We start from the raw sequence: 19,408 nt of genomic DNA on the forward strand, positions 1-19,408 counted from the left end.
GCAGTCTGTGGCGGTTCCTCGCATGGTGGAGCAGCGCATGGTGGCCTTTCGCTGGTGCGGGTTGGCGGGTCGGTCACTGCCCGGTGGGCAGTTGGTCGAGCCAGTAGGCGTTGATGCCGTACTGGATTCGGAACGGGCCGGTCGTCTGCCTGATCAACTCGACGGTGTCGTGGAGGATGAACGCCCGGGGGTTCACGTCCGGCCGCGCGGTGCTCTTGGTGCTGCGCAGGTATTGCAGCAAGTGGTACTTGGCCTCGTGGAGGGGCAGGTTGATCGTCGTCCCGGCCGGCAGGCCCTCGGGGGTGCGGCACCAGCCGGCCGCCATCTTCGGGGCACCGGCGACCTCGGGGCCGGCCCAGTGCCGGTCGATGGCTTCACCGACCCGCTGCTCGAAGATGTAGTCCCACACGAGCGTGTCGTGGGACATCTCGACGTATGCCTTCATCGCGGCGTCCGCGTTGTCCGTGGAACGGGGTTCGGCGAAGCGCTTCGAGTACGCCCATTCGCCGTTCACGAATCCGTCGTGGGCGCTCTTGCCCACGAACAGGCGGCCGACGGCCCACTCCGTACGGCCGGTGTGCCCGTTCTTCCGGGTGCCGAGGAACTGCCCGTAGTAGCGGTTGTCGTGTTGCCGCTGGCGGGCCAGGTGGACGATCTGCCAGCCTTCGCCCCCGACGGTGTCGCCGATCTTCGTCATGCGGTGATCTCCTTCACTTCCTTCAGCTCCTCGACCGGCACGAGGAAGCGGACGACCGGCACCTTGGCCGACTGGCAGAGCAGGAATCCGGTGTTGGCGCCGACGTCGCCGTAGTCCTGGTCGACCTGCTCGAAATTGATGACGGCGAAGTTCTCGCCGCCGCCGAAGGTGACCAGAGCCCCGGGCTCGAATCCGAAACAAGGCGTCCAGTGATCGGTGGCGTAGTACTGGACCCACGGATCGGTGATTTCCTCCGGCTTGTCGTAGACGCCGGTCAGGCTCGGGGGGCCGATTCGGTTCGGGCAGTCGGCCATGACCTGGCCGGCGCCGTCGATGATCTCGATGACCAGCGGGGCGAGGAGGCCGGCGCGCATTGCTGCGGCGTCCTTGTCCTCCCACCAGTCACTGTCGACCGGATACGCGCCGGGCTCGTCGTCGGCCTGGACCCGGACCCTGATCCTGGGCTGCACCAGCGGTGCGTGTTCAGGCATGGGCACCCGTGATCTCCTTCTCGGGCTGGAGGTAGTCGAAGCTGCTAGCGGGTCTCGGGTAGCGGTCGCGGTCGGCCGTGATGCTGGCGACGCGGCCCTGCCACGCCCCGACGTGCAGCAGGCAGGCGAGGTAGAGGTTGAGGGACGCCCAGTTGTGACCGGCGCGGCAGCTCTGCCAGTACTCAGCCCACAGACGGCGCAGCTCCTCGCACTGCGTCGTCGTGCTGCCGTGCACGTGGATGGTGCCGCCGGGGAAGTACACGTAGATCCGGCAGCCGCACGGCAGGCGGTAGTAACCCGTCTCCAGCCCGATTCGGTCGGCCGTGATTTCAGGCAGCGGCGTGCTCATGCGTCTGCTGCTCCTTCCACTGCTTGTACAGCTCGGCGGCCGGGCCGGGCACGAGCCAGCCGAAGGAGTCGGCCCAGTCCCGGAGGTGGTCGGCTTCGGTCTGGCCGTAGTAGTCGGACGGGGCACCGGCCGGTCCGGTCAGCAGCTCGGGGTGGGCCTGGAGCTGGAGGATGCTGTCCTTGCAGCGGCGGCCGTACCACATGTCGTCGTGCCCGAGCCGGGCCAGCTCCTCGGGCCCGTGACACTCGTCGCACACTCGCACGGAGTGGCCGGTCAGCTTGCTGACGATCTTCACCCGGGCCGGCTTGTAGGTGTGGGGGCCGCAGCTTCGGCACTTGTAGTACCAGTTCTGCCACTCCACGGCGCCCCGGTGGACCTCCGCGTGCGCGGTGATGATCTCGAAGTCTTCGGCCGCCGGGACGAGTTCGGTCAGCGGCAGCACCTGCGTTCCGGCGTGGTCCGGCTCCAGGTACGCGGCGTACGGCTTGGCCGGCCGCCCCTTGTAGTGGTTGAAGTTCCGCTTCCGCCATCCGAGGATCGGGGCGTAGTGGCGCTCGATCACTCCGGTGTCGCGCGCCTCGATCGTGAAGCGCACCATGTCGCCGATTTTCATGCGTTCTCCTCCTTCGATGTGCTGAATTCCGGCTCGTCGCCTTCGGACTGGTATCCGGCGCCGACGACGTCGGTCCAGGAGTAGCCACCCGGGCCTTTGGCGGTGTCGAGAAACAGGTGGTTGGGGTTGAAAGCGAGACGGATGGTGCCGCGCACCTTCACCGAATGACCGGACCCGTTCCACGAGTCGAGCACCAGCAATTCAGGGTCGGTCCACTGGATCGTGATTTCGGGGGCCGGCTCGTGAAAGCGGACCCTGCGCACCGCGTCGTAGACCGTCCTGACGTCGCCGTGCCACAGGATGTGGGCGTTGCCGCCGTAGCTGGCGTGGGCCACCAGTTCCCGCAAGGGGTCGGCGTTGTCCTCGAAGCTGACGCCGATGTCTTCCCCCAGCCTGCGGGCGGCGTCGTCGGCCTCGTCCTCGCTGAGCCGCCACGGCTCGCCCTTGGCCTCGGCATCGAGCTGGTAGCGGAACAGCTTCGAGCTGGTCATACGCATCAGGTCGCCGAGCGGGTCGGACTCGTCGCGTTCCTCGACAGCCTCGCGCACCTGCTCCAGGACGTCGTTCTCCTCCAGGAACTGGCGCACGTCGTCGTCCAGCAGCTCGCTCAGGACGTGGTTCGTTCCCTGCGCCCGGTTCTCGAAGAACCAGTCGTCGTTCAGCACGTCCTCCTCACCCGCGAGCAGCTTGTGGATCTGCTCGTCGGACAGGCACTCGCCCCGGTCGACGTAGACCAGCGTGTACTTTTCGGCGAGGCGGGAGACCACAAGGTCGGCCGCAGCCTGCGCGAGATCCTCCGTCGAGATATCGGCCATACCGTTTTCCCTTTCTGGCGTGTTTCTGCGGCGTCCTTGGTGCCCGGCGCGGGAATCGAACCCGCCGAATGCTGCATAAGGGATGGGCATTCGCTGCTCGCCGGCCGGGCCTGCTGGTCAGATTTCCCAGCCCTCGTAAAGGCCGTCGACCATGCCGAGGATCTGAAGGTGCTTCGCGAGGTTCGATGCCTCGTCGGCCACGCGCTCTAGCTCCTCACGGATGCCGCGCGGGTTGTCACCCTCCCGCTTGAGCTGCTTCCACGCCTCGATCGCGGAGCGCAGGTTCTCGGCCTTGCCCTTGAGGATGGTGCGGTTCTCCTCGCTTATGACGCGGTCACCGGCGCAGACGGCCGTCGTCATGTGCGGGTGGTCCGTCTGGATGCCCGGCTTCGCGTGCCAGGCGTCCGGCAACCGGCCGCCCTGGCGGGCCGCCTGGTCGAGCGCCCCGAAGTGCTCCAGGAACAGTTCCTGGTGCGGCGAGAGAGCCAGGCCGAACGTGGGCTTCATGGCCCCGATCGCATCGCGCATGCCGACGAGTTGGGCGTGCGAGTGGTTGGCGTCGTACTCAGTCACCACGCGTCACCAGCCGCGATCGCGTCCCACTGCTTGTAGGCGCCCTCGGGGTAGAACCGGGCCGGGCCAAGCCACTTCTTGCCCTGGTCCCACCGGCAGACCTTGAGCACGCCGTGCTTGCCGCACAGCAGCCGGTACACCCGACCGTCCTCGGTCTCGAACCGATGCACGAGACGGCTGTGCTCGTACCACTCACGGTCGGTGGTGAAGAGGTGGTGGTCGTGGAGTCCGAACGGCTCGTGCGTGACCCACGTGCCGTCGTGCGGTGACAGGTTCTCCGGGATGATCTCCGGGTCGACCGGTACCCGGTCGTTGGTCTGCGCACTACGCAGCTCTCCGGTGTTGAGCCGGAACAGGTACCGCGAGCCGTAGGAGATTCCGCCCGAGGGGGCGAGGCCGATATCCCACACCGGGGTCAGTTCGGTGCACGGCTTCAGAGTGCCGTTCGGTCCGATCGGCTTCTGCACCTCACGGGCGATCCGCATACCTTCGCGGATCTCGCCCGGGTGCATGTACTGGACGTTGAGCGTCTCGTCGAACCACTGCATGCTCAGACCTCCTGTGTGCTGGTCGTGAAGGCGGACCAACGGCCTTGGAACTGGCCGTGGCCGTCGGGGTGGACGCGGATGGTCTTCTCGACACCGGCGACGAGCCAGCCCATGTGCCGGGTGCCGTGCTCCTCGGTCGTCTCGATCAGCCGGTGGTAGCCGATCAGCTTGCCGATCTTGAAAAACTCGGCCTCCTTGATCAGCGCGGCCTCGTCGACCTGCGGGAACACGTCCCGCTCCAGGTGCTCGTGGATCGCCTTGGCCAGCGGTCCCATCGAGTCGTAGGACGGCTGCGGCGTCTCGAATCCGCACGCGCACATGCCCGCGTAGCCCTCGTACGAGGGCAGCCGCTCGAACCGGTGGATACCGGAGTCGGCGCTGTCCACGATCGTCTGCTTCTTGGTTTCACGGGCGTACTGCGCGCCGGGAAGGCTGTCGTCCAGGCCCAGTTCCGGAATTCGCGGCATGTCAGGCACCGACCTTGTCTGCGTTGTAGGTGTACGGATTGCCCGTGATCGAGTCGATGTAGATACCGGCCTCGCCCCACGTAATCGGGAAGGAGAACTCCCGGCCGTCCTTGAGGAGTTGTGCGCCGTACTGGCGGACTTCGACCTCCATGACCCGGTCGGCGACGCCCAGGTGAGTGCACACCTGGGAGTACGGCATGGTCGCGAAGAACCGGTCGCCGATTTCCAGGTCAATTCGCGTGTTGCTCAATTTCCCCTCCTTGGTAGCTGCTGACAGTCGACAGCCCGGGACGCGGCGTTGCGGCTGCGTCCTGGACTCCCGTTAGCTCAGTCGCTGATTGACGTGCGGGTGCCATCGATGTGCACCACGAATTGGTGACGGAGTTCAGGACCCTCGTACTCGCGAACCTTGACCCGGAATTGCGGCTGGCCACTGCGTTGACGTGTACGCATATGGCGCACGCAATAGGCCGAGACGGGATCGGGTTCCTGCCCGTATCGGCGCGGCTTGAGCTGCACATACCGGGTCGCGGTGTCCCGCCAGGAGGCCAGCCGGCCGTCGGCCGGCGGCTCGTACTCCTGGAGCATGAAGAACCAGAGCAGACCGGTCGGCCTAGGTCTGGTCACCGGCGATCAGCTCCCGGCCGACCTGCATCCGGTACGACGACAGGCGCACGACCGTGTCCTGGTCGCCGACGATGTTGTAGAGCACGGTGCGCTTCTTCTCGGCGTACTCCATCGCCAACTCGACCGTGGGGAACACCATGCGGCCGGGCCGGGCATGGGTGTACCCCTCAGCGCTGCTGAGGGTTCCCGCGACGCCCATGATCCGGAAGCGTTCACCCTCGGGCGGCATCTTCCCCTCGAACTCGTAGCCCGGCGACGCGTACCATCCGAGCGTCTTGGCGAACTCCGGGTCGGCGGTCTCCCGCGTCTCGTGCTCGGTGATGGACAGCACGCGCTTCTCCCCGTGGTTGCAGCGCGGCGGCCACCCGCCGGGAATCCGGTTCCACACCGGGCGCGGGCCCGGGTCGTAGTCCGGTTCGGACATCTCGCAACACGGCTCCATGACCACAACCGTGATCGTCATCCTCAGACCTCCAGCCGCAGCAACTCGCGCAGCACGGCCGGCCCCTTGCCCGCCGACTGCTTCTCGGACTCGCGGGGCATCTGCTTGAGCCGGGGCTTGTGTCCGACTCCCGCGTCCAGTTCCCATCCGTCCCGGCGACGCTGGGCCAGTACGTTCCGACCGAACGCGGTCAGGCGGCACTCGACGCCGTTGGTCAGTTCCAGAAGCCCATCACGCACCAGCTTCTGGCCGGTCGCGTTTGTCACCACGATCCGGTGTCCGTTGCCCCGGCCCGGGTTGACGGACCAGCACGTCAGTCCGTTCAGGTGCGTCAGCCATCCCCGGTCAGCGCACTCCAGCACCAGGTGCGACCGGTCGGACAGCCGGTACTTCTGCGGGTCCGGCTTAGCCACGATGGCCCCTCTCCGTGTTGCCGTTCGGGTCGTACGTGGACATGCGGTGGCCGTTCAGCAGCGCCCTCGATCCGTCGTCGTGGCGGACGCCGTACCAGCCGTTGAAGTGCTTGCCGCCGGGGTCGATGTCCCCGCCCCGGGCGAACTGGTCCGGGGTGACCACGCCCCACTTGCGGTCGTAGTAGTTGAAGACCTTCAGGTCGGCCGTGATCTCGACCCCGTCGTGCGTGTGCGTTTCGTCACTGCGGTCCTGCATTGTCTTTCTCCTCTCCCCCATTCGATGGACGGGGCTGGAAATTGTGGTCAGCGAAAAGGGAGCCGACCGGCATTTACGCGCGGCACAGCTCCCTTTCCGTCGAATGGTTCAGTTGTCGTACTGGCTACCCTGGGGCTAGTTCTTCGTCCGGTCGTCCCGCCGGAGCTTGTGGCGCAGGTCGGCCTCGTACTCGTCCGCCTTACGGCCGTGGACCTTCTCGTACGCGTCCAGGTCGACTTGGGGCCCGACGGCTTGGGCGAACTCGGGCACCGACCGGGCCATCAGCCGCATGTACAGGCACGCGGCGGCGGACGTCATGGGCGCGATCTTGCTCGCCTCGGAGATGACGACGATCATCTCCGCGTCCGTCCCCGGCCGGGTGTCGGCACCCTTGGCCCGACGGTTGAGGATCTCCCGGCAGTGAGCCCGGTACAACGGCTCGCGCAGCAGCGCCTCGTTACCGTCCACCTTGAGTAGCGAGAAGCTGTTCCAGATCGGCCCCGTTCCCCGCTCACCGGGGCGGGGCCTCGGCTCACCATGCCGGATCTGCGCCTTCACGATCTCGTCCTCGGCCCACTCCATGGCCTCGAACAGGGACTCCATGAATCCCATTTCCGGCAGGATCGCCGAGATGTCGATGGTCAAGAGACCGCCCCCTCCGTATTTCGGGCATGAGAAAGGCGCCACATAAGAGCGGCGCCGGAATTGCTGCTGCATCCCTGCCGACCCATCGGCCGGCCGATCCGCAGTACGTCTGTGCATGGCGCGCACAGCCACGGCCGGCCTCGATGCCCCCTGGCACCGAGGCCGACCGAAGCCATCTACGCGTCGAGGTCCGCCGCGACGCTCACCGCGTACGCCTGCGCCCGGTCCAGCGCTTCCGGGCGCTGGTCGTCGGCCAGCGCGGTGGCGGCACGGTCGAGATCCCGTGCGGCTTCCGCGTACCTGGCGGACTCTTCGAGGAGCTTCCCGATCTGGTCGAGCCGCTCGATGTGTCCCCGGATCATGTGCAGCGCGGAGTCCATCAGCTCCCCGCGCTCGCCCCATTCCTGCGTCAGGTACTCGACGTCGGAGTTGAGCCGTTCGATCTCCTGGCCGATGGGCGAGTCGTAGCGCGAGGCGGTGGCGTGTTCGGCACCGAATCGCGGGCGGCGAAGAGGGCTCATGCGGCGTCTCCGATCTCATTGGGGAAGACAGCGGGAAGGGTGAGGAAGATGCGGCCTTTCTGGTGCTCAGCCCAGCACCCGGGGTGCAGCAGGTTGGGGTGGACGGTCGTGTGCGTCAGCTTCTCGTCCTGGTCGTGGTGCTGGACTCGCGCGAACATCAGCAGCGGCTGGGTGCACCGGTCGTGCCTGCCCGGGCGGGGCGTCCGTCCGGTGTAGAAGGCGCGCAGGGCGGCGAATCCCTCGTTGCATTCCCGGAATATCTCCCAGGACTCTTCCACGACGTCATCCCGGTCGCCGAACTGCGTCGTGACGTGGGGCACGTACTGGAATGTATCGGTCATGCAGCTTCCTTCTTTTCGATGGCCTGGATGGACTTCTTTGCCGTGCGCGTGAAGTCGGCGCGCTTACGGCCTCGCGGGGTCTTGCCGTACAGGGGGCACAGGAGGTTCAGCCGCTCGTTCTGGCCGGGAATCTTGACGGTGAGTGGGATGGTGGGGCACGACTGCATCGCAAATTGCTCCGTTCTCAGCACTTGTGGTTTCTGGTGAATCCCGTCGCGGCGTACACGTCCGTGGATTCCTCCGTGCGCGGGCACTTCGCGCACCCGGCGGTCCAGATACCGGTGATCGGGTTGTGGATCAGCGTGATTTCCGACCGTCCGCCGATCCGGTCCGAAGCCCATTGCTTGGGCCCGGTGACGCGTAGACCGAGCGGAAACGCGTACGTGTTCTCCGCGAATTCGGTGGCTTGCGTCATGGCCTTGTCGAGGCCCATGTGCTGATACGCACCGAGCGCCTGCCACGAACCGGCGGGGTGGAAGTGCTGGATTCCGTACTCACCGGCCATTGCAACTCCCGATCGGGACCGTGTCGGTCCGGCCCGGGGCGTAGGGGTGCTCGGCGATCTGACGCCAGTCGGTCACCCCGACGTCCAGGCCGTGGTTGAACGCCACGCACAGCTCGTTCGCGAGGACCTCCAGGCCGTCCATGCTGTGAGCGGTGACCGGGTAGAAACCGCAGGTCTCGCCGGTCGTGGTCAGGAAGACCTCGACGATGAAGACGGAGAGGCTCACTTGGCACCGCCGACCGTCGCCGGGTTGATCACGACCGTGCGGCCGTTCTCGTCGGTGACCTCGATCGGACCGGCGGCCAGGGCGAGCGCGGTGCCCAGCTCCAGGAGGGTCCGGGACCGGCCGGCCGCGTCGGTGATCTTGAACGTCATGGCGCCCCTTTCAGGCATGAGAAAGGCCGCCCACCGAATGCGGGCGGCCGGTTGCTGCTGCGTCCGTGCGTGGGCAGGACCGATCGTCGAAATGGCACGACCCCTGTCGTGAGGGGACGTCAGGGACCATGCCGCCGCGAGGATCGATCAGCGCCGGTCGTCGGCGCTTTCGGCCACGCGCCCGTCGTTCTCCCGGCGGTACACGTGGTCGCAGCCGTTGCAGTACATGTGCACGTAGGTCGACGCGGCATGGTCACGGAATTCCGGTACGAGGATGTACCCGGTCGCGCCGCACAGTGTTTCGCGGTCGTTGTCCTCGCGCGTGATGCACGCGACCTTGCCGCACTTGCGAAAGCGCACGGCCGGAAGGACATCCATTCCGTTGTCGATCTCGAACGCGTAGCAGATGTGGCCACCGCGCACGCACGCCAGGAGGGTCAGGTAATCGGTAATCCGGTCGGCGACTTCGCCGATGGTTCCCCAGTCGTAGTCGAGTTGCCCCGCCGCGACGAGCCGGGAAGCGTGCTCACGGAATGCGGGCCCAATGCTCATGCTCGGTACCTCACGCGCGAATTTGTCGGGCACCATCATCGGCGAGTCGTCGAGGTGCGCGATGGGATCAGCCGTTGCGCTCATGCTGGCCTCTTTCTGGGTACGGAAAGGGGCGCCACCCCGCGACGGTTTCCCGTCTGGAATGGCGCCCCGATGGTGTGTGTCAGTGGTCCATGGTCGAGTAGCGGGCCGACGACTTCCCGTACCTGCGCACGTAGACGTTGACCGGCTTACCGTCGCGCTCCCACGTGTCGACCAGCAGCCATCCGGCGGTGTCGGCGTTCTCGCAGAACTTCCCCGCCAGGACCGGCTTTGCCGCGTCGCGCAGATTCTTCGGAAGTTCCGCCGCCTTGATCGGCTGGAACTCGGTGATCTTCGGTTCCGATGCCTTGACCGGTTCCGGGGCGGTCGACGTCGCCGCGCGCGTCACGCGGCGCCGCTCCGGCTTCGCGGCCTTGAACGTCACCGGCACGTCGCACGGCCGCTTGCTCTCGCCGAGCGTCCCGGGCGCGGGCCGCAGGTTGGCGTGCGCGATGCGCGCGGCCGTCTCCCGCTGCTGGCGGCGACGCTTCGACTTCAGGTTGCGGCCCGCGAGGGCGGCGAGTGCGCCCGTGAATTCGCGGCTGTTGGCGGACTGCATGGCCATGATCGTGCTGTAGGCCATCGGACGGTTGCCCATGCTCAGTTCCCCTTAAATTTGGTGGCGTTGCGGAGGTTGCGGATATCGGCGCGAGCGGACTTAGCGGCATTGGCGTCACCGCGCGCGAGCGCGTCACGTTCGCGGCCGATGGCGTCGCGCAGCTTTACGCGGGCGTCTTCGCGTGCGGCGCGCGCAATGTCGGCGCGCGTGTTCTCACGCGTGCGGAGCGTTTCGACGTGACGTGCCGTGGATTCGTGCGCCACTTGCGCGCGCACTTCCGGCGTCATGCGCTTACCGGCAGTCATGCCTACGCGCGAGTTATAGACGATTTTTTCGGCACCCTTGGAACGCGTCGCCGCAGCCGCGCGAGTCTTCCGGCGTCCATCCTTTGCTTTCGGCCGCTGCTTTTCACCGGCGCTCTTACGCAGACCAGTGGGCACACTTGTGGTGCCGACGGTGTTCCGCACCCCTTTGGCGCCGCGCGTCATGGTCAAACGCGCGTCCGCTTTCGGAGGGTCGTATTTCGAGCGCGCGCCGGGGACGTTGCTCGCGAGTTCCCGGAATTGTGGCGGAGTCGGCGGAGTCTTCAGGTGCGCGTTTGCGCTTGCGGTCGCCTGCTCGCGCGCGAATGTTTCGGCGTACTCCTGTGCGGCCGTCTTGTCTTCCGTGGAAAGTCCCGAGAACAACGGCTTTCCGTGACGCTTGCGCGTGATTTTCGGCTCAGTAGATCCCATGGCATTCCCCTTTGTGGTGCGAGGCGGACAATGATCAGCAATGTGTTAGGCAACAAAACCCACGCGCGGGGGCGAGAAAATCCCGGGGGACAACTCGCCCCCACACGTGGCAAACACTGAATCGGTCCCGTTGTGTTGGTCCGGTCATCAGTGGCTAGGTGGGCATGCTTGCTAGGCATACGTCACCCCTTGTGATATCGCCGAGCTAATCCGCAGCCATGCTCTTAGTGGTGCGGGCAAGGTTCATTCGGTATCGGGCAAGGGATAAAGGCCGCTGGTTTCCCTTTACGGCACACCGCCTAGCGACACACTCGCGCCCCAACCTTGGGCAAGAACGTATGTGTTCGGCGTCCACTTTCCCGCTTGACGTCACTCACGTAACGCGCACGGATTAGCTATCGATATTCGCTTGACGGGCAACCGGTCCTCGCGGATACGGCGCATTGCCAAGCGCACACGTGTTTCGCAGCACGTGCACCACACGCACCCGCCGGGAATCGCGGGGGGAGCTGGAAAAACACAGCTCTACCTAGGTCCATGCACTCGCCCGGCGTATCCGGGGGTGCTATGCGAGTCGTCGTTGCCCGCTCCGTTCCCTTGCCGTCCCGTTGTGGCGACACCCAGAACGTTAGGTGTTCCCAGGGGGGTTTGGAACACCTACAGGGCAGGAAAAAGCGTCGCAGCACAGAACCCGCAGGTCAGAGGCGCAATGCGTCGCTAAAGAATCATGGAAATCGGGGGCAAATCTCGAATACTGAGACGCTCCAGGTGTCCAATCTGCCCCACTAGATACACCTAAAGACATGCATGCGGCCTAGTTCCTTACGAATGAGCCTCTGTCGGCATAGAAGCAGGCGAAACGGACACCAAGATCACGACTTTACCTAAATACCAAGGGACGGTAAAAACTACCCTTTGACCTGGGAAAATAGCCTTTACCTGACAGGGCGTCAGAAACGCCCGACGGCACGCCCCGACGCCCCCACGGGGCCCGGAATATCACTCAGCGTGCTGAAAGCAGGGAAAATTGACGCTCCGTGACCGTGCCTCTGTGCTTCCCCCTGGGGGCCGCTTCCCCCGGCGGGGGCCGTCCGTCCGGCGCCGCGCCGACGGGGCCGCACGCGCCCCGTGACGTGTGCTCTCGCCCCCGCCGGGGGGCCGTGCTGGCACCGTGCGCGCGCCTGTACGGCCGCGTGAGCGCCTATCTCGCCGTCCGGGTCGCTCGGTACCGTCACGGGGTCCGGCGCGTCAGAACGGCGCCCAGCGCTCCGGGTGTACAGAAGGTGCATAAGGGACATGCCGCTGACGGCACCAGAATGTCCGCAGCTAGGGGGTATGCCGAGAAAATGCAAGGGTGCGAAAATTCGGGGGTTCTAAGGCATCTGCCATCTCAGTGCGTGTATGGGAGACAGGAGAGGGATAAGCATACTTGCCCCACGATGCCTGATGCGTAGCACTCTGAGGTGGTAACTCCCCCTTGCCCCGGAAATAGCTTATGCCAGGGCCGCACCTTATAGGTCAGTATGTCGCTTTAGGGCAGTACCTCACGTTCGCCCGACTACCGCCCCTAGTGAGGCTTACAGGAGTTAGGCGTATTGTGCCGGAATTTGCAAAACAGAACGGATGGCTGCCCTCCGCTTGCATCACGGGGCGCGCACGGTCGACTACAGAGCGCCTACGGTTACTTGGCGTAAGGGTTGTTACGCCAAGTAGCGGCGGATATTGACGACATCATAGACCTAGTCGACATGGGGGCCCTTTGCGGCAGAGGGGGATGTATGCCACAATCGCACCTAACCTCTCGAAGGCGCCCGTAGCCTCCAGAACCGGACAAAAGGGTGCCGAATCCCTGCATAGCAGGACACCCCCCGCCATTAACGGACATGTCGGGCAGCCCGGAGGCCTGGGCCGCGACACAAATATCCGCCCTTCAGCCAGAGGCAGTATCAGCGCCGCCGACAGTGGCCTCGGGCCCGGGGCCGTCGGCCTTGAGCTTAATACGCTCTGCCGCGACGACCAGCTCGTGGGCGGCCTCGGCCTCGATGACCGTGCAGGGGTAATGGCCTTCCCATACGGTCTCCCAGCAGCCGGCCCGCCGGACACCCGTGTGGAACATGTCGCCGGCGCCAACCACCCCGGCGTCGATGCCCTCCCACATCGTGCGCACGAGCACGTCGTCGACTTCGGCCTCTGCCACCAGGCGGTAGTCGATGTCCTCGTACAGCCGGGCCCACTCCATCAGTTCCAGAGGCTGGCCCTGCTTGTCCCGGTGGCTGATGCGGCTGGCGGCTGGCTCGGGCATTCGTCCTCCTCCTCGGGCGGCGGCCCGGCGGCCCCTGACAGGGGTGAGTAGGAACCGCCGGCGGGTGCAGAGTAGCGCGGGTTTGTACTGAGGACGGCAAAGGCCGGCCGCTCCGGGGTGCGAGCGAGGAGCGACCGGCCAGAGTGCCACGAGGGGGCCCAACGCAGGGGGGACCTTGGGCAGTTCGGGTGCTGGCAGCACCAACAGGGCAGTCACACAACGAAGTCGCTGCCGGCGGACGAGAAGGTAGCAGGAAATCATCGGTTGTTGCGACCGCACGTGCGGTCGCAGCGCTATCGTCGCTGCATGACTCGAACTCCCGCTGGTGACATTCCCATTGAGCAACTCGGCGCCGCCCTGGACACGCTTGGTTTCAGGGTCACCGCAGACAACCCGGAGGCGCCCAATCGCGGCCAGATGCTGGGGGCGCTGCTGTTCATCGTCGAGTCTGAGATGGAGACGCTCGGCGATCCGACTGACGACGCCGACGTGCGTTCGGGCTACGCGTCAGGCGTCCATGGTGTGGTCCAGGCGACGACGTCTTCGCCGGAGCAGTACGCCAGGGGCTGCACGTACGTCACGGCGCGGCTGCTCGCGTCGCGTGCCCTGCGCACGGGAGCCGGCGCACAGCACGCGTTGGGGTTCCTGGACGGTGTGTACGGGACCGGGCGGATGGTTGAGTCTCTGGCCCTGGCCGTGGAGCAGCTTCTGCGGGTGAGTGGGGTTTCGAGGGCGGAGGAGCCGCTGGCCGCTGATCCTCCGGTGGTGGCCAGGAGTGCGTTGGACGGTGCGCGGAAGCACCTCCAGGACGCGCGGCAGCAGCTCGAAGAGGGCCGGCGGAAGCTGAAGCGGTCGGGGTACTAATTCTTGGGCCAGTCACTCATTCGAGTGGCGGCATTAGATATTGGTCGGGTAATGCTCGTCGCGTCGCTTATGTTTTCTGCGTGCGACGGGAGTTGATTCCCGGTGAGGCTCTTGGGGCCAGGCTGCTGGAGTGAGGAAGGGGCGGTCTGGGGAGTGCCGGCGGACACCGGACCCGAAGAGTCGGCTCCCGTCGTACATCCTGCGCGGTGGGCCCTCTCCGTGCCCGTTGCCAACGGTCGCGCAGGCGGCCCCGCACTTGTCGATCTCCTCCTGGGACGGGTGCGGGGCTTTTCGTCGTGTCTGGGGCCGAAATTCCGGGGGTTCTGGGGTTATCGGCTGGGCTCCGGCGGGAGCGGGTCCTCGTAACGCAGGGGGTAGAGCGAGTCTTTGTGGCCGGTGCGGGGGTACGGGCTGTCGGTGACCAGGCCCAGGCGGTGCATGAGGTAGTGGACGCGGGCCCAGTACACCCAGAGGGCACCGTAGTTTTCCTTCAGCCGGTGCTCGTGGCAGCCGTCGCAGTCTGCGCGGGGGATGGCGGTGGCGCCGTGTACGTCGATGCAGTGGTCGATGAGCCGGGCGAGGGCTCTGCCGGCGTCAGGCTGGTCGTTGTCGCGGCCCCGGGCGGCGAGTTGGACGCAGGTCCGGCAGGTGTCAACGGGGATGGCGCGCAGGCGCCTTGAAGCGGCAGCGGACATGTGGGGGATGGTAGCGCGGTGCGATTGCACGGGCGGTCGCATTGCGTTCGCTGGTGCGGGTGGATTTTTTTCGTCGCGTCGCCTGCTGGTGCAGGCGCCGTGTCGGTCCGGAGTGGGTGTCGGATGTTGCGACGGCGTGGTGTTGGCGGCTCGGGTGCGTCATCCTGGTCGCATGATGCAATCGCAAGTGCGACCGCATGTGCCGGTGGTTGCCGGGCCAGCGCCGTGTTCTGATCCGGAGTGTCTGCCGTGTGTAGTGGCGATACAGGGTCCGGTCCGGCACATCAGCGCGTTCTTGGAGTTGGCTGGCTGGGTGTGTGGTGCGCCGGCGTGGGAGGTGACGCGGGATATCGCCTCGGAGTGGGTGGCTGTGCATCCGGTTCATCCGGAGGGGTGGCCGGCGGGCGCGCGGGCGTGTGCTGAGGTCTGGTATTTCCTGCCGGCCGAGTTGCGGGCGGAGGAGCAGGCGTGGCCGGCGGGTGAGCCGCTGGAGGCGGCGGAGTTCCGGATGGAGCGGATGGAGCTGCTCTCGCGGGAGCTGGAGTTGGCGGGCTACCGGGTGGGGTTCGTGGATCGGGGTTGGCTCGGCCCGAATTTGCTGGCTGTTGCGTGACGGCTAGCTGGATCGCTGAGAAGGGGCGGGGTTGTGGGTGCTTTCGACGTGGAGCTGTCGCACGAGCGGCTGGACGAGGCGGTGGTGGTGCGCGTTGCGGGGGAGATCGACGTGTACACCCACCCGAAGGTGCGGGACTACCTGAAGGCGGAGGTGTTGGACGCCGAGGAGTTGCCTGCGTATGTGGGCTTGGAAATCTCCGGGGTGGAGTGGTTCGACTCGTGCGCCCTGGGTGTGTTCGTCGGTTTCCAGGCGGCTTTTCGGAAGCTGCGGCCTTCGGGGGGTCTCGTGATTGTCGGACCGACGGAGAAGACGCGGAAGATTTTCGAGATCACGGGTCTGGTGAAGGTCTTCCCGCTGGTGGAGTCGCAGGAAGCGTTTCTTGCCGCTGTGGCAAGCGGTGAGGCTGCCTGGGCGGTGGGCGGTGCTCCGAATGCGGAGGATTTCGGGGGGGCGTGAGGGGCTTGTGTGTGCGCGTGACGGTGTGTGCTTGTTACCCCGGAGTGGGTTCGCCAGACGGGCGCCCATCTCGGGCATCTTGGACACTGTCACCGGCGGGCAAGTACGCGGAGCGTGACCGCGCGTCACCCATTCGAGTGATGCAATAAGAATTTCGTGGGGCTCGCGTGACTAATACACGGGTCTGTGGGTTGATGGTGATGCGTGCCACGGCGGGGCCCTGGTCGAACCAACCCCCCCCGGTCCCCAGGGCCCCGCAGTGCACGTTCTCCGAGAACGGTCCGGCGCAACCAGTCATGCGACGCTATCCCCCCCAAGCGTCCTCTTCTCCTGGTTGCGCCGGGCCTTCCTCATTCCACCCCAGGGAAAGGAACGCGAAGTGCTCGGCGAAAACGTCAAGGACCGTGTGAGTACTGGCCCCAGTGGACGGCCGTTCGCCTACGGATTGGATGGAGCACCCCTCACCGTGGACGAGGCGGCCGTGCTGTACGAGGACTTCGAAGGGCGGACGCTGGCGAAGACGGACATCGAACTGCCCGGCGGGACGCCGGCCCGTGTGCGCACGCTGTGCCTGGTCTTCGATCACGATCTGGCGACATGCTCTGATGCGGAGCTGCCGAAGGGGTACGTGCCGCAGGTATTCGCCTCCGCCTGCTACTGGGGCGGTGATGACATGCGTGAGTGTGTGCAGCCGCTGTGGACGTACGGGTCGCCGGCCGAGGCGCAGGCTGGGCACCGGGAGGCGGTCGACGAGTTCATGTCGGGCAGGACTCGTGTCGAGGCGTGAGCGGGTCGGTGCGCCGGTCTGGGAGGCCGCGTTGCAGGTGCCTGATGTGGAGCCGGGAGACGTCGGTCTGGTCATGGCCGTCCACGGTTTCCTGCACGACGTGGGCTCCGGGTCCTGGTGGGTTGTATGCCCCGGCAACCGGCTGTACCGGCTGCCGACGGAGCTGAACGACTGGGCCAGCAGGATCGACGCCGACGTGCAGCGGAAGTTCCTGAACCTGCCCAAGGTATTCGCTTTCTCCAGCATCCACGGCGACTGCCGCGTGCGGATACTGTCGATGGCATGAACGGGGGAAGAGGCGGCACATGCACGTGACTCTCAAAGGCGGGGCGCGGGCCCAGTGGCTCAATGACGTACGCACACTGCGGACGTTCCGGATCGGCTCGTCGGGGATGAAGGTCCAGGTGTACTCGCTGTGGAGTGACACGGATTCCCGTATGGCATGGATCGAATGCAACTCCGGCACCTGGCGGTTGCCGGACAAGCTGTTCGGATGGGCCGAGGTGATCGAGCAGCGCGCGGTCGATCTCGGCTTTTCCGACCCGTGGCCGTGCTGGGCGGTATTCGAGGAAGGGGCGGACGGTGTGATTGAGGTGGAGATTCTGCCCGAGGGTTACCGACCCACAGGGAGATAGGCGAAAGCCGCACCCCCATCTGCGCAAGAGGGTGCGGCTTTCGGCTTTCTTCAGTCTGGCACTGAGGTCGGGGCTGTGCAGTCCGCCGTTGGAGGGAGCTGCCGGATATCGTCCGCGTGGTCGGACCAGCGCCACTGCCGGCCGTCCCAGACGATCATCTGTCCGTGTGGCCGGCAGGCGAAATAGCGGCCCGGTTCGGTGCGCGGGTCGGGCGCCAGCTCGGCCAGGGCGGCGACGACGCACCGGCAGACCGGCGCCGTCACTGCTCGGCCTCCTCGTGGCACATGGCCTTGCACCAGTGCCAGTTGCCGCAGACGCAGTACCGCATGGCGTGGAGGAACGGATCGTCGCCGAAGACGCAGCGCACCGTCGTGCCCGGCTCCCACGGGGCGGGGTGGTAGACCACCCAGGCCCTGAGTGAGTCGCCGCAGCAGCGCATCCAGCCGCCGCCCATGATCGGTGCGCGGGTGTAGGCGTCGGAGTTGAAGTCGGCCTGTGCGGCGTGAAATTCGCGGCACACCTCGCAGTAGCCGTACTCCATTCGCGTGGTGCCCATTTCATTTTGGCACTGTGGACACAGGGTGCGGGTGAGTGGCACGTCAGTCATAAAAGGGGAGATTAGTGGTTAGCATGCCCAGCATGGTGGATCAGACGAGCGGGGACGACATGCGTCTCCTTTCTTTCGCGTACGTCGAGTCGCTGCTGAACGAGGACAAGGGCGCTGCCCGGTACCTGGAGCGGGACTCCAAACTCATGGTGCGCAGTGTGGGCGGGCTCGCGTTTTTCCTGATGGACGCCGTCGTGATCCCCGTCGAGAACGGAATCGGCTGGACCGACGGCTGGGTGGAGGTCGACTTCAAGGCCCGCATCGACCCCGGATTCAAGGCCAACCTGATCCGGCGCGGCCAGTACAGGCGCCTGGCCAGGGGTTTTACGGTGCGTCCGAAGCGCCGGCTGCGGCGTGCGGCGCGGGAATGCGTCGACATGCTGTGCGTGGCGTTCCTCGTCGAGCACGGCAAGGAGCGCAGCGCGACACGCAGGGAAGCTGCCCTGGAGATGGTGGGGCATTTTCGGGAGAGGCTCTGCCATTCAGGTGACGCACAAAGTAATACGTGACCTTTTGGGAGGGCGGTACGTTGTTCCCGGTGAAGGACGGCGGAGCCTCCCCGTGTCGGGGTTCCTTTTACGGTGAGGTGAACCTGGGGAGAACCCGCCGCTCCGGAGCGTGAGGCCCCTCTGCTGCCTGTTCCCAGCAGGGGGGTCTCGCTCATGCTCCGGCGTTCGGCGGCAGCCGGCGGATGGAAGGATGGGACACCATGACGGAGATGCCTGACCACGTCAGCGTGAAGCCGCTCGCCGAGCTTCTGGGCTCCCTCACGCAGAACCTGTACCTCTCCACCGCGTGCGCGGCCGGCCAGCACGACGACTGCGTGCCGGTAGACCCGTACCGGGGTCTGCCCTGCTGCTGCCCGCTGTGTGACCACGTCGACCTGGACGGCGCTCCCCCGCCCGCAGAGATGCCGCTGCACCACCTGGCCGAGGAAGGCCGCGAGAAGGACGGCTACACCTACCAGGGCCAGTTCCTGGGCGTGCGCCTCGACCTGTACGAGCGCATCGAGCAGATCCTGGCCGACCACGTCCACGAGCTGCGCCGGCCGCCGCTGACCTACGAGGTCGCCGTCGCGGTCGCCCTCTTTCTCGCCCCCAGGAGCGGCGCCTGATGTTCACCCTGGTCGCCTCCGACGACTTCCGGCCCGAGGAGTACGGCTGGGAGGTCTCCAACCCCGTCGTTCCCTCCCAGCAGCTCCAGGCCGCCATGCAGGAGCTGCACCGCTTCGGCTTCGTCTCCACCCAGTACGCGCGCTGGCAGGTCCCCTACGCGATGCGGTTCGTCCTGACCGTCGCCGGCTACTCCCCCGAGCGCCGCATGTACCGGCTCTTCTACATGCGGCCATTCGAGTGCCCCGGCGAGGAAATCACCCGGGGAGTGCTCTGGGACGAGATCCGTTGGGGTTACGGCCGGCCGGGGGGATCTGAGGGACACCCATTCGTGTCGCAGTCGATGAAATAACCGTCTGCGCATTATGGCGTCAGCTCAGATCCGAAAGGACGCCCACATGGCCGACGCCGCCAGCGACATCAACGTCTACACCGAGCGAGCCCACCTTCTGACCATGCCGGTCGCCCTGTTCGGCGGGGCCCTCAGCTACACCGACGAGGCCACCCCCGGCTACCCGGTCCTGTACGTCGAGTCCCCCGCCGGCCAGCTCTCCTGGCACATCCACCCCGACGACGTGTGGCTCTTCCCGAACGTGCCGGTCGTCGACAACTACCCCTGGGACAAGCACACCACCCGCGTGAAGTACAAGCGCTTCCGCAGCCTGGTCAAGGAGCTTCCCAAACTGACCTACGCCCGCCCCGAGTACGGCAACCCGTAATTACCGGCCGT

36 protein-coding genes and 1 tRNA gene are annotated in these 19,408 nt (G+C 66.1%); 10 read left to right on the forward strand and 27 right to left on the reverse strand.

Annotated elements, in window-relative coordinates; genetic code table 11:
- Positions 1–73: 73 nt before the first annotated feature.
- From ACH4NX_RS20930 to ACH4NX_RS21050, 25 genes are all read right to left on the reverse strand, one after another.
- A complete protein-coding gene (locus tag ACH4NX_RS20930; RefSeq protein WP_398128175.1) occupies positions 74–697 on the reverse strand; it encodes a hypothetical protein in 624 nt (207 codons plus the stop codon).
- Positions 694–1,188, reverse strand: coding sequence for a hypothetical protein (locus ACH4NX_RS20935; protein ID WP_398128176.1), 495 nt, complete (start codon positions 1,186–1,188; stop codon positions 694–696). Before ACH4NX_RS20935 ends, ACH4NX_RS20930 begins: the two co-directional genes overlap by 4 nt.
- Positions 1,181–1,537 (reverse strand): hypothetical protein, encoded by a 357-nt coding sequence (locus tag ACH4NX_RS20940; protein ID WP_398128177.1) that lies wholly within the window; start codon positions 1,535–1,537, stop codon positions 1,181–1,183. Before ACH4NX_RS20940 ends, ACH4NX_RS20935 begins: the two co-directional genes overlap by 8 nt.
- Complete coding sequence (locus ACH4NX_RS20945; RefSeq protein WP_398128178.1) at positions 1,518–2,150, reverse strand: hypothetical protein; 633 nt, start codon at positions 2,148–2,150, stop codon at positions 1,518–1,520. The genes ACH4NX_RS20940 and ACH4NX_RS20945 overlap by 20 nt, the downstream gene beginning before the upstream one ends.
- Complete coding sequence (locus ACH4NX_RS20950) at positions 2,147–2,965, reverse strand: hypothetical protein (protein WP_398128179.1); 819 nt, start codon at positions 2,963–2,965, stop codon at positions 2,147–2,149. Before ACH4NX_RS20950 ends, ACH4NX_RS20945 begins: the two co-directional genes overlap by 4 nt.
- Positions 2,966–3,002: 37 nt before the next feature.
- Positions 3,003–3,075, reverse strand: a tRNA-OTHER gene (locus tag ACH4NX_RS20955).
- A gap of 7 nt (positions 3,076–3,082) precedes the next feature.
- Positions 3,083–3,538, reverse strand: a complete 456-nt coding sequence (locus ACH4NX_RS20960; RefSeq protein WP_398128180.1) for a hypothetical protein — start codon at positions 3,536–3,538, stop codon at positions 3,083–3,085.
- On the reverse strand, positions 3,535–4,086 hold the full coding sequence (locus ACH4NX_RS20965; protein ID WP_398128181.1) for a hypothetical protein: 552 nt from the start codon (positions 4,084–4,086) through the stop codon (positions 3,535–3,537). The genes ACH4NX_RS20960 and ACH4NX_RS20965 overlap by 4 nt, the downstream gene beginning before the upstream one ends.
- A 2-nt stretch (positions 4,087–4,088) precedes the next feature.
- Positions 4,089–4,553 (reverse strand): hypothetical protein, encoded by a 465-nt coding sequence (locus ACH4NX_RS20970; protein ID WP_398128182.1) that lies wholly within the window; start codon positions 4,551–4,553, stop codon positions 4,089–4,091.
- A gap of 1 nt (position 4,554) precedes the next feature.
- On the reverse strand, positions 4,555–4,803 hold the full coding sequence (locus ACH4NX_RS20975; RefSeq protein ID WP_398128183.1) for a hypothetical protein: 249 nt from the start codon (positions 4,801–4,803) through the stop codon (positions 4,555–4,557).
- A 77-nt stretch (positions 4,804–4,880) separates the two neighbouring features.
- The gene (locus tag ACH4NX_RS20980; protein WP_398128184.1) at positions 4,881–5,141 is read right to left on the reverse strand and encodes a hypothetical protein; all 261 of its coding nucleotides are present in this window, start codon (positions 5,139–5,141) and stop codon (positions 4,881–4,883) included.
- Positions 5,142–5,166: 25 nt separating this feature from the next.
- Positions 5,167–5,643: a hypothetical protein gene (locus ACH4NX_RS20985; protein ID WP_398128185.1), complete on the reverse strand. Its 477-nt coding sequence runs from the start codon at positions 5,641–5,643 to the stop codon at positions 5,167–5,169.
- 2 nt (positions 5,644–5,645) lie between these two features.
- Positions 5,646–6,035 carry a hypothetical protein gene (locus tag ACH4NX_RS20990; protein ID WP_398128186.1) on the reverse strand — a complete coding sequence of 130 codons (390 nt, stop codon included), beginning with the start codon at positions 6,033–6,035 and terminating at the stop codon, positions 5,646–5,648.
- A complete protein-coding gene (locus tag ACH4NX_RS20995) occupies positions 6,028–6,291 on the reverse strand; it encodes a hypothetical protein (RefSeq protein ID WP_398128187.1) in 264 nt (87 codons plus the stop codon). The genes ACH4NX_RS20990 and ACH4NX_RS20995 overlap by 8 nt, the downstream gene beginning before the upstream one ends.
- Before the next feature lie 135 nt (positions 6,292–6,426).
- Positions 6,427–6,936 carry a hypothetical protein gene (locus ACH4NX_RS21000; protein WP_398128188.1) on the reverse strand — a complete coding sequence of 170 codons (510 nt, stop codon included), beginning with the start codon at positions 6,934–6,936 and terminating at the stop codon, positions 6,427–6,429.
- 176 nt (positions 6,937–7,112) lie between these two features.
- Positions 7,113–7,457 (reverse strand): hypothetical protein, encoded by a 345-nt coding sequence (locus ACH4NX_RS21005; RefSeq protein ID WP_398128189.1) that lies wholly within the window; start codon positions 7,455–7,457, stop codon positions 7,113–7,115.
- Complete coding sequence (locus ACH4NX_RS21010) at positions 7,454–7,798, reverse strand: hypothetical protein (protein ID WP_398128190.1); 345 nt, start codon at positions 7,796–7,798, stop codon at positions 7,454–7,456. Before ACH4NX_RS21010 ends, ACH4NX_RS21005 begins: the two co-directional genes overlap by 4 nt.
- On the reverse strand, positions 7,795–7,989 hold the full coding sequence (locus ACH4NX_RS21015) for a hypothetical protein (protein WP_398128191.1): 195 nt from the start codon (positions 7,987–7,989) through the stop codon (positions 7,795–7,797). The genes ACH4NX_RS21010 and ACH4NX_RS21015 overlap by 4 nt, the downstream gene beginning before the upstream one ends.
- Positions 7,983–8,303 carry a hypothetical protein gene (locus ACH4NX_RS21020; RefSeq protein ID WP_398128192.1) on the reverse strand — a complete coding sequence of 107 codons (321 nt, stop codon included), beginning with the start codon at positions 8,301–8,303 and terminating at the stop codon, positions 7,983–7,985. Before ACH4NX_RS21020 ends, ACH4NX_RS21015 begins: the two co-directional genes overlap by 7 nt.
- Complete coding sequence (locus tag ACH4NX_RS21025) at positions 8,293–8,529, reverse strand: hypothetical protein (RefSeq protein ID WP_398128193.1); 237 nt, start codon at positions 8,527–8,529, stop codon at positions 8,293–8,295. The genes ACH4NX_RS21020 and ACH4NX_RS21025 overlap by 11 nt, the downstream gene beginning before the upstream one ends.
- On the reverse strand, positions 8,526–8,678 hold the full coding sequence (locus ACH4NX_RS21030) for a hypothetical protein (protein WP_398128194.1): 153 nt from the start codon (positions 8,676–8,678) through the stop codon (positions 8,526–8,528). The genes ACH4NX_RS21025 and ACH4NX_RS21030 overlap by 4 nt, the downstream gene beginning before the upstream one ends.
- A 147-nt stretch (positions 8,679–8,825) precedes the next feature.
- The gene (locus tag ACH4NX_RS21035; protein WP_398128195.1) at positions 8,826–9,314 is read right to left on the reverse strand and encodes a hypothetical protein; all 489 of its coding nucleotides are present in this window, start codon (positions 9,312–9,314) and stop codon (positions 8,826–8,828) included.
- 79 nt (positions 9,315–9,393) lie between these two features.
- Positions 9,394–9,909 carry a hypothetical protein gene (locus ACH4NX_RS21040; protein ID WP_398128196.1) on the reverse strand — a complete coding sequence of 172 codons (516 nt, stop codon included), beginning with the start codon at positions 9,907–9,909 and terminating at the stop codon, positions 9,394–9,396.
- A gap of 2 nt (positions 9,910–9,911) precedes the next feature.
- Entirely contained in the window at positions 9,912–10,604 is a 693-nt protein-coding gene (locus ACH4NX_RS21045) for a hypothetical protein (RefSeq protein WP_398128197.1), read from the reverse strand.
- 1,930 nt (positions 10,605–12,534) lie between these two features.
- A complete protein-coding gene (locus ACH4NX_RS21050; RefSeq protein WP_398128198.1) occupies positions 12,535–12,906 on the reverse strand; it encodes a hypothetical protein in 372 nt (123 codons plus the stop codon).
- A gap of 306 nt (positions 12,907–13,212) precedes the next feature.
- Between ACH4NX_RS21050 and ACH4NX_RS21055 the strand changes: the two genes are divergently transcribed.
- Positions 13,213–13,770, forward strand: coding sequence for a hypothetical protein (locus ACH4NX_RS21055; RefSeq protein ID WP_398128199.1), 558 nt, complete (start codon positions 13,213–13,215; stop codon positions 13,768–13,770).
- Between the two features lie 329 nt (positions 13,771–14,099).
- Here ACH4NX_RS21055 and ACH4NX_RS21060 read toward each other — a convergent pair whose 3' ends face one another.
- Positions 14,100–14,465: a hypothetical protein gene (locus ACH4NX_RS21060; RefSeq protein WP_398128200.1), complete on the reverse strand. Its 366-nt coding sequence runs from the start codon at positions 14,463–14,465 to the stop codon at positions 14,100–14,102.
- Positions 14,466–14,760: 295 nt separating this feature from the next.
- Here ACH4NX_RS21060 and ACH4NX_RS21065 point away from each other — a divergent pair, with 295 nt between their 5' ends.
- The 5 genes from ACH4NX_RS21065 to ACH4NX_RS21085 all read left to right on the forward strand — a co-directional run bounded on the left by ACH4NX_RS21065 (position 14,761) and on the right by ACH4NX_RS21085 (position 16,959).
- Complete coding sequence (locus ACH4NX_RS21065; protein ID WP_398128201.1) at positions 14,761–15,078, forward strand: hypothetical protein; 318 nt, start codon at positions 14,761–14,763, stop codon at positions 15,076–15,078.
- 33 nt (positions 15,079–15,111) lie between these two features.
- Positions 15,112–15,537: an STAS domain-containing protein gene (locus ACH4NX_RS21070; protein ID WP_398128202.1), complete on the forward strand. Its 426-nt coding sequence runs from the start codon at positions 15,112–15,114 to the stop codon at positions 15,535–15,537.
- 466 nt (positions 15,538–16,003) lie between these two features.
- Entirely contained in the window at positions 16,004–16,324 is a 321-nt protein-coding gene (locus tag ACH4NX_RS21075; protein ID WP_398128203.1) for a hypothetical protein, read from the forward strand.
- Positions 16,325–16,370: 46 nt separating this feature from the next.
- Positions 16,371–16,610, forward strand: a complete 240-nt coding sequence (locus tag ACH4NX_RS21080; RefSeq protein ID WP_398128204.1) for a hypothetical protein — start codon at positions 16,371–16,373, stop codon at positions 16,608–16,610.
- 19 nt (positions 16,611–16,629) lie between these two features.
- Complete coding sequence (locus ACH4NX_RS21085; RefSeq protein ID WP_398128205.1) at positions 16,630–16,959, forward strand: hypothetical protein; 330 nt, start codon at positions 16,630–16,632, stop codon at positions 16,957–16,959.
- A gap of 259 nt (positions 16,960–17,218) precedes the next feature.
- On the opposite strand, the gene ACH4NX_RS21090 is transcribed toward ACH4NX_RS21085, so the two are convergent.
- Complete coding sequence (locus tag ACH4NX_RS21090) at positions 17,219–17,515, reverse strand: hypothetical protein (RefSeq protein ID WP_398128206.1); 297 nt, start codon at positions 17,513–17,515, stop codon at positions 17,219–17,221.
- 83 nt (positions 17,516–17,598) lie between these two features.
- On the opposite strand from ACH4NX_RS21090, the gene ACH4NX_RS21095 reads away from it, so the two are divergent.
- From ACH4NX_RS21095 to ACH4NX_RS21110, 4 genes are all read left to right on the forward strand, one after another.
- Positions 17,599–18,075: a hypothetical protein gene (locus ACH4NX_RS21095; RefSeq protein ID WP_398128207.1), complete on the forward strand. Its 477-nt coding sequence runs from the start codon at positions 17,599–17,601 to the stop codon at positions 18,073–18,075.
- A 200-nt stretch (positions 18,076–18,275) separates the two neighbouring features.
- Complete coding sequence (locus ACH4NX_RS21100; RefSeq protein WP_398128208.1) at positions 18,276–18,680, forward strand: hypothetical protein; 405 nt, start codon at positions 18,276–18,278, stop codon at positions 18,678–18,680.
- On the forward strand, positions 18,680–19,030 hold the full coding sequence (locus ACH4NX_RS21105; RefSeq protein WP_398128209.1) for a hypothetical protein: 351 nt from the start codon (positions 18,680–18,682) through the stop codon (positions 19,028–19,030). The genes ACH4NX_RS21100 and ACH4NX_RS21105 overlap by 1 nt, the downstream gene beginning before the upstream one ends.
- Positions 19,031–19,076: 46 nt before the next feature.
- The gene (locus ACH4NX_RS21110) at positions 19,077–19,397 is read left to right on the forward strand and encodes a hypothetical protein (protein WP_398128210.1); all 321 of its coding nucleotides are present in this window, start codon (positions 19,077–19,079) and stop codon (positions 19,395–19,397) included.
- Positions 19,398–19,408: the final 11 nt, after the last annotated feature.

The organism is Streptomyces sp. NPDC017225 (genome assembly GCF_044331465.1).
In the GTDB taxonomy this organism is placed as follows: Bacteria; Actinomycetota; Actinomycetes; order Streptomycetales; family Streptomycetaceae; genus Streptomyces.

Coding starts and splice junctions, on each gene's coding strand:
- ACH4NX_RS20930 (WP_398128175.1), bottom strand. CDS start 697: ATGACGAAGATCGGCGACACCGTCGGGGGCGAAGGCTGGCAGATCGTC.
- ACH4NX_RS20935 (WP_398128176.1), bottom strand. CDS start 1,188: ATGCCTGAACACGCACCGCTGGTGCAGCCCAGGATCAGGGTCCGGGTC.
- ACH4NX_RS20940 (WP_398128177.1), bottom strand. CDS start 1,537: ATGAGCACGCCGCTGCCTGAAATCACGGCCGACCGAATCGGGCTGGAG.
- ACH4NX_RS20945 (WP_398128178.1), bottom strand. CDS start 2,150: ATGAAAATCGGCGACATGGTGCGCTTCACGATCGAGGCGCGCGACACC.
- ACH4NX_RS20950 (WP_398128179.1), bottom strand. CDS start 2,965: ATGGCCGATATCTCGACGGAGGATCTCGCGCAGGCTGCGGCCGACCTT.
- ACH4NX_RS20965 (WP_398128181.1), bottom strand. CDS start 4,086: ATGCAGTGGTTCGACGAGACGCTCAACGTCCAGTACATGCACCCGGGC.
- ACH4NX_RS20970 (WP_398128182.1), bottom strand. CDS start 4,553: ATGCCGCGAATTCCGGAACTGGGCCTGGACGACAGCCTTCCCGGCGCG.
- ACH4NX_RS20980 (WP_398128184.1), bottom strand. CDS start 5,141: ATGCTCCAGGAGTACGAGCCGCCGGCCGACGGCCGGCTGGCCTCCTGG.
- ACH4NX_RS20985 (WP_398128185.1), bottom strand. CDS start 5,643: ATGACGATCACGGTTGTGGTCATGGAGCCGTGTTGCGAGATGTCCGAA.
- ACH4NX_RS20995 (WP_398128187.1), bottom strand. CDS start 6,291: ATGCAGGACCGCAGTGACGAAACGCACACGCACGACGGGGTCGAGATC.
- ACH4NX_RS21005 (WP_398128189.1), bottom strand. CDS start 7,457: ATGAGCCCTCTTCGCCGCCCGCGATTCGGTGCCGAACACGCCACCGCC.
- ACH4NX_RS21010 (WP_398128190.1), bottom strand. CDS start 7,798: ATGACCGATACATTCCAGTACGTGCCCCACGTCACGACGCAGTTCGGC.
- ACH4NX_RS21020 (WP_398128192.1), bottom strand. CDS start 8,303: ATGGCCGGTGAGTACGGAATCCAGCACTTCCACCCCGCCGGTTCGTGG.
- ACH4NX_RS21030 (WP_398128194.1), bottom strand. CDS start 8,678: ATGACGTTCAAGATCACCGACGCGGCCGGCCGGTCCCGGACCCTCCTG.
- ACH4NX_RS21035 (WP_398128195.1), bottom strand. CDS start 9,314: ATGAGCGCAACGGCTGATCCCATCGCGCACCTCGACGACTCGCCGATG.
- ACH4NX_RS21040 (WP_398128196.1), bottom strand. CDS start 9,909: ATGGGCAACCGTCCGATGGCCTACAGCACGATCATGGCCATGCAGTCC.
- ACH4NX_RS21045 (WP_398128197.1), bottom strand. CDS start 10,604: ATGGGATCTACTGAGCCGAAAATCACGCGCAAGCGTCACGGAAAGCCG.
- ACH4NX_RS21050 (WP_398128198.1), bottom strand. CDS start 12,906: ATGCCCGAGCCAGCCGCCAGCCGCATCAGCCACCGGGACAAGCAGGGC.
- ACH4NX_RS21055 (WP_398128199.1), top strand. CDS start 13,213: ATGACTCGAACTCCCGCTGGTGACATTCCCATTGAGCAACTCGGCGCC.
- ACH4NX_RS21060 (WP_398128200.1), bottom strand. CDS start 14,465: ATGTCCGCTGCCGCTTCAAGGCGCCTGCGCGCCATCCCCGTTGACACC.
- ACH4NX_RS21085 (WP_398128205.1), top strand. CDS start 16,630: ATGCACGTGACTCTCAAAGGCGGGGCGCGGGCCCAGTGGCTCAATGAC.
- ACH4NX_RS21090 (WP_398128206.1), bottom strand. CDS start 17,515: ATGGGCACCACGCGAATGGAGTACGGCTACTGCGAGGTGTGCCGCGAA.
- ACH4NX_RS21095 (WP_398128207.1), top strand. CDS start 17,599: ATGGTGGATCAGACGAGCGGGGACGACATGCGTCTCCTTTCTTTCGCG.
- ACH4NX_RS21100 (WP_398128208.1), top strand. CDS start 18,276: ATGACGGAGATGCCTGACCACGTCAGCGTGAAGCCGCTCGCCGAGCTT.
- ACH4NX_RS21105 (WP_398128209.1), top strand. CDS start 18,680: ATGTTCACCCTGGTCGCCTCCGACGACTTCCGGCCCGAGGAGTACGGC.
- ACH4NX_RS21110 (WP_398128210.1), top strand. CDS start 19,077: ATGGCCGACGCCGCCAGCGACATCAACGTCTACACCGAGCGAGCCCAC.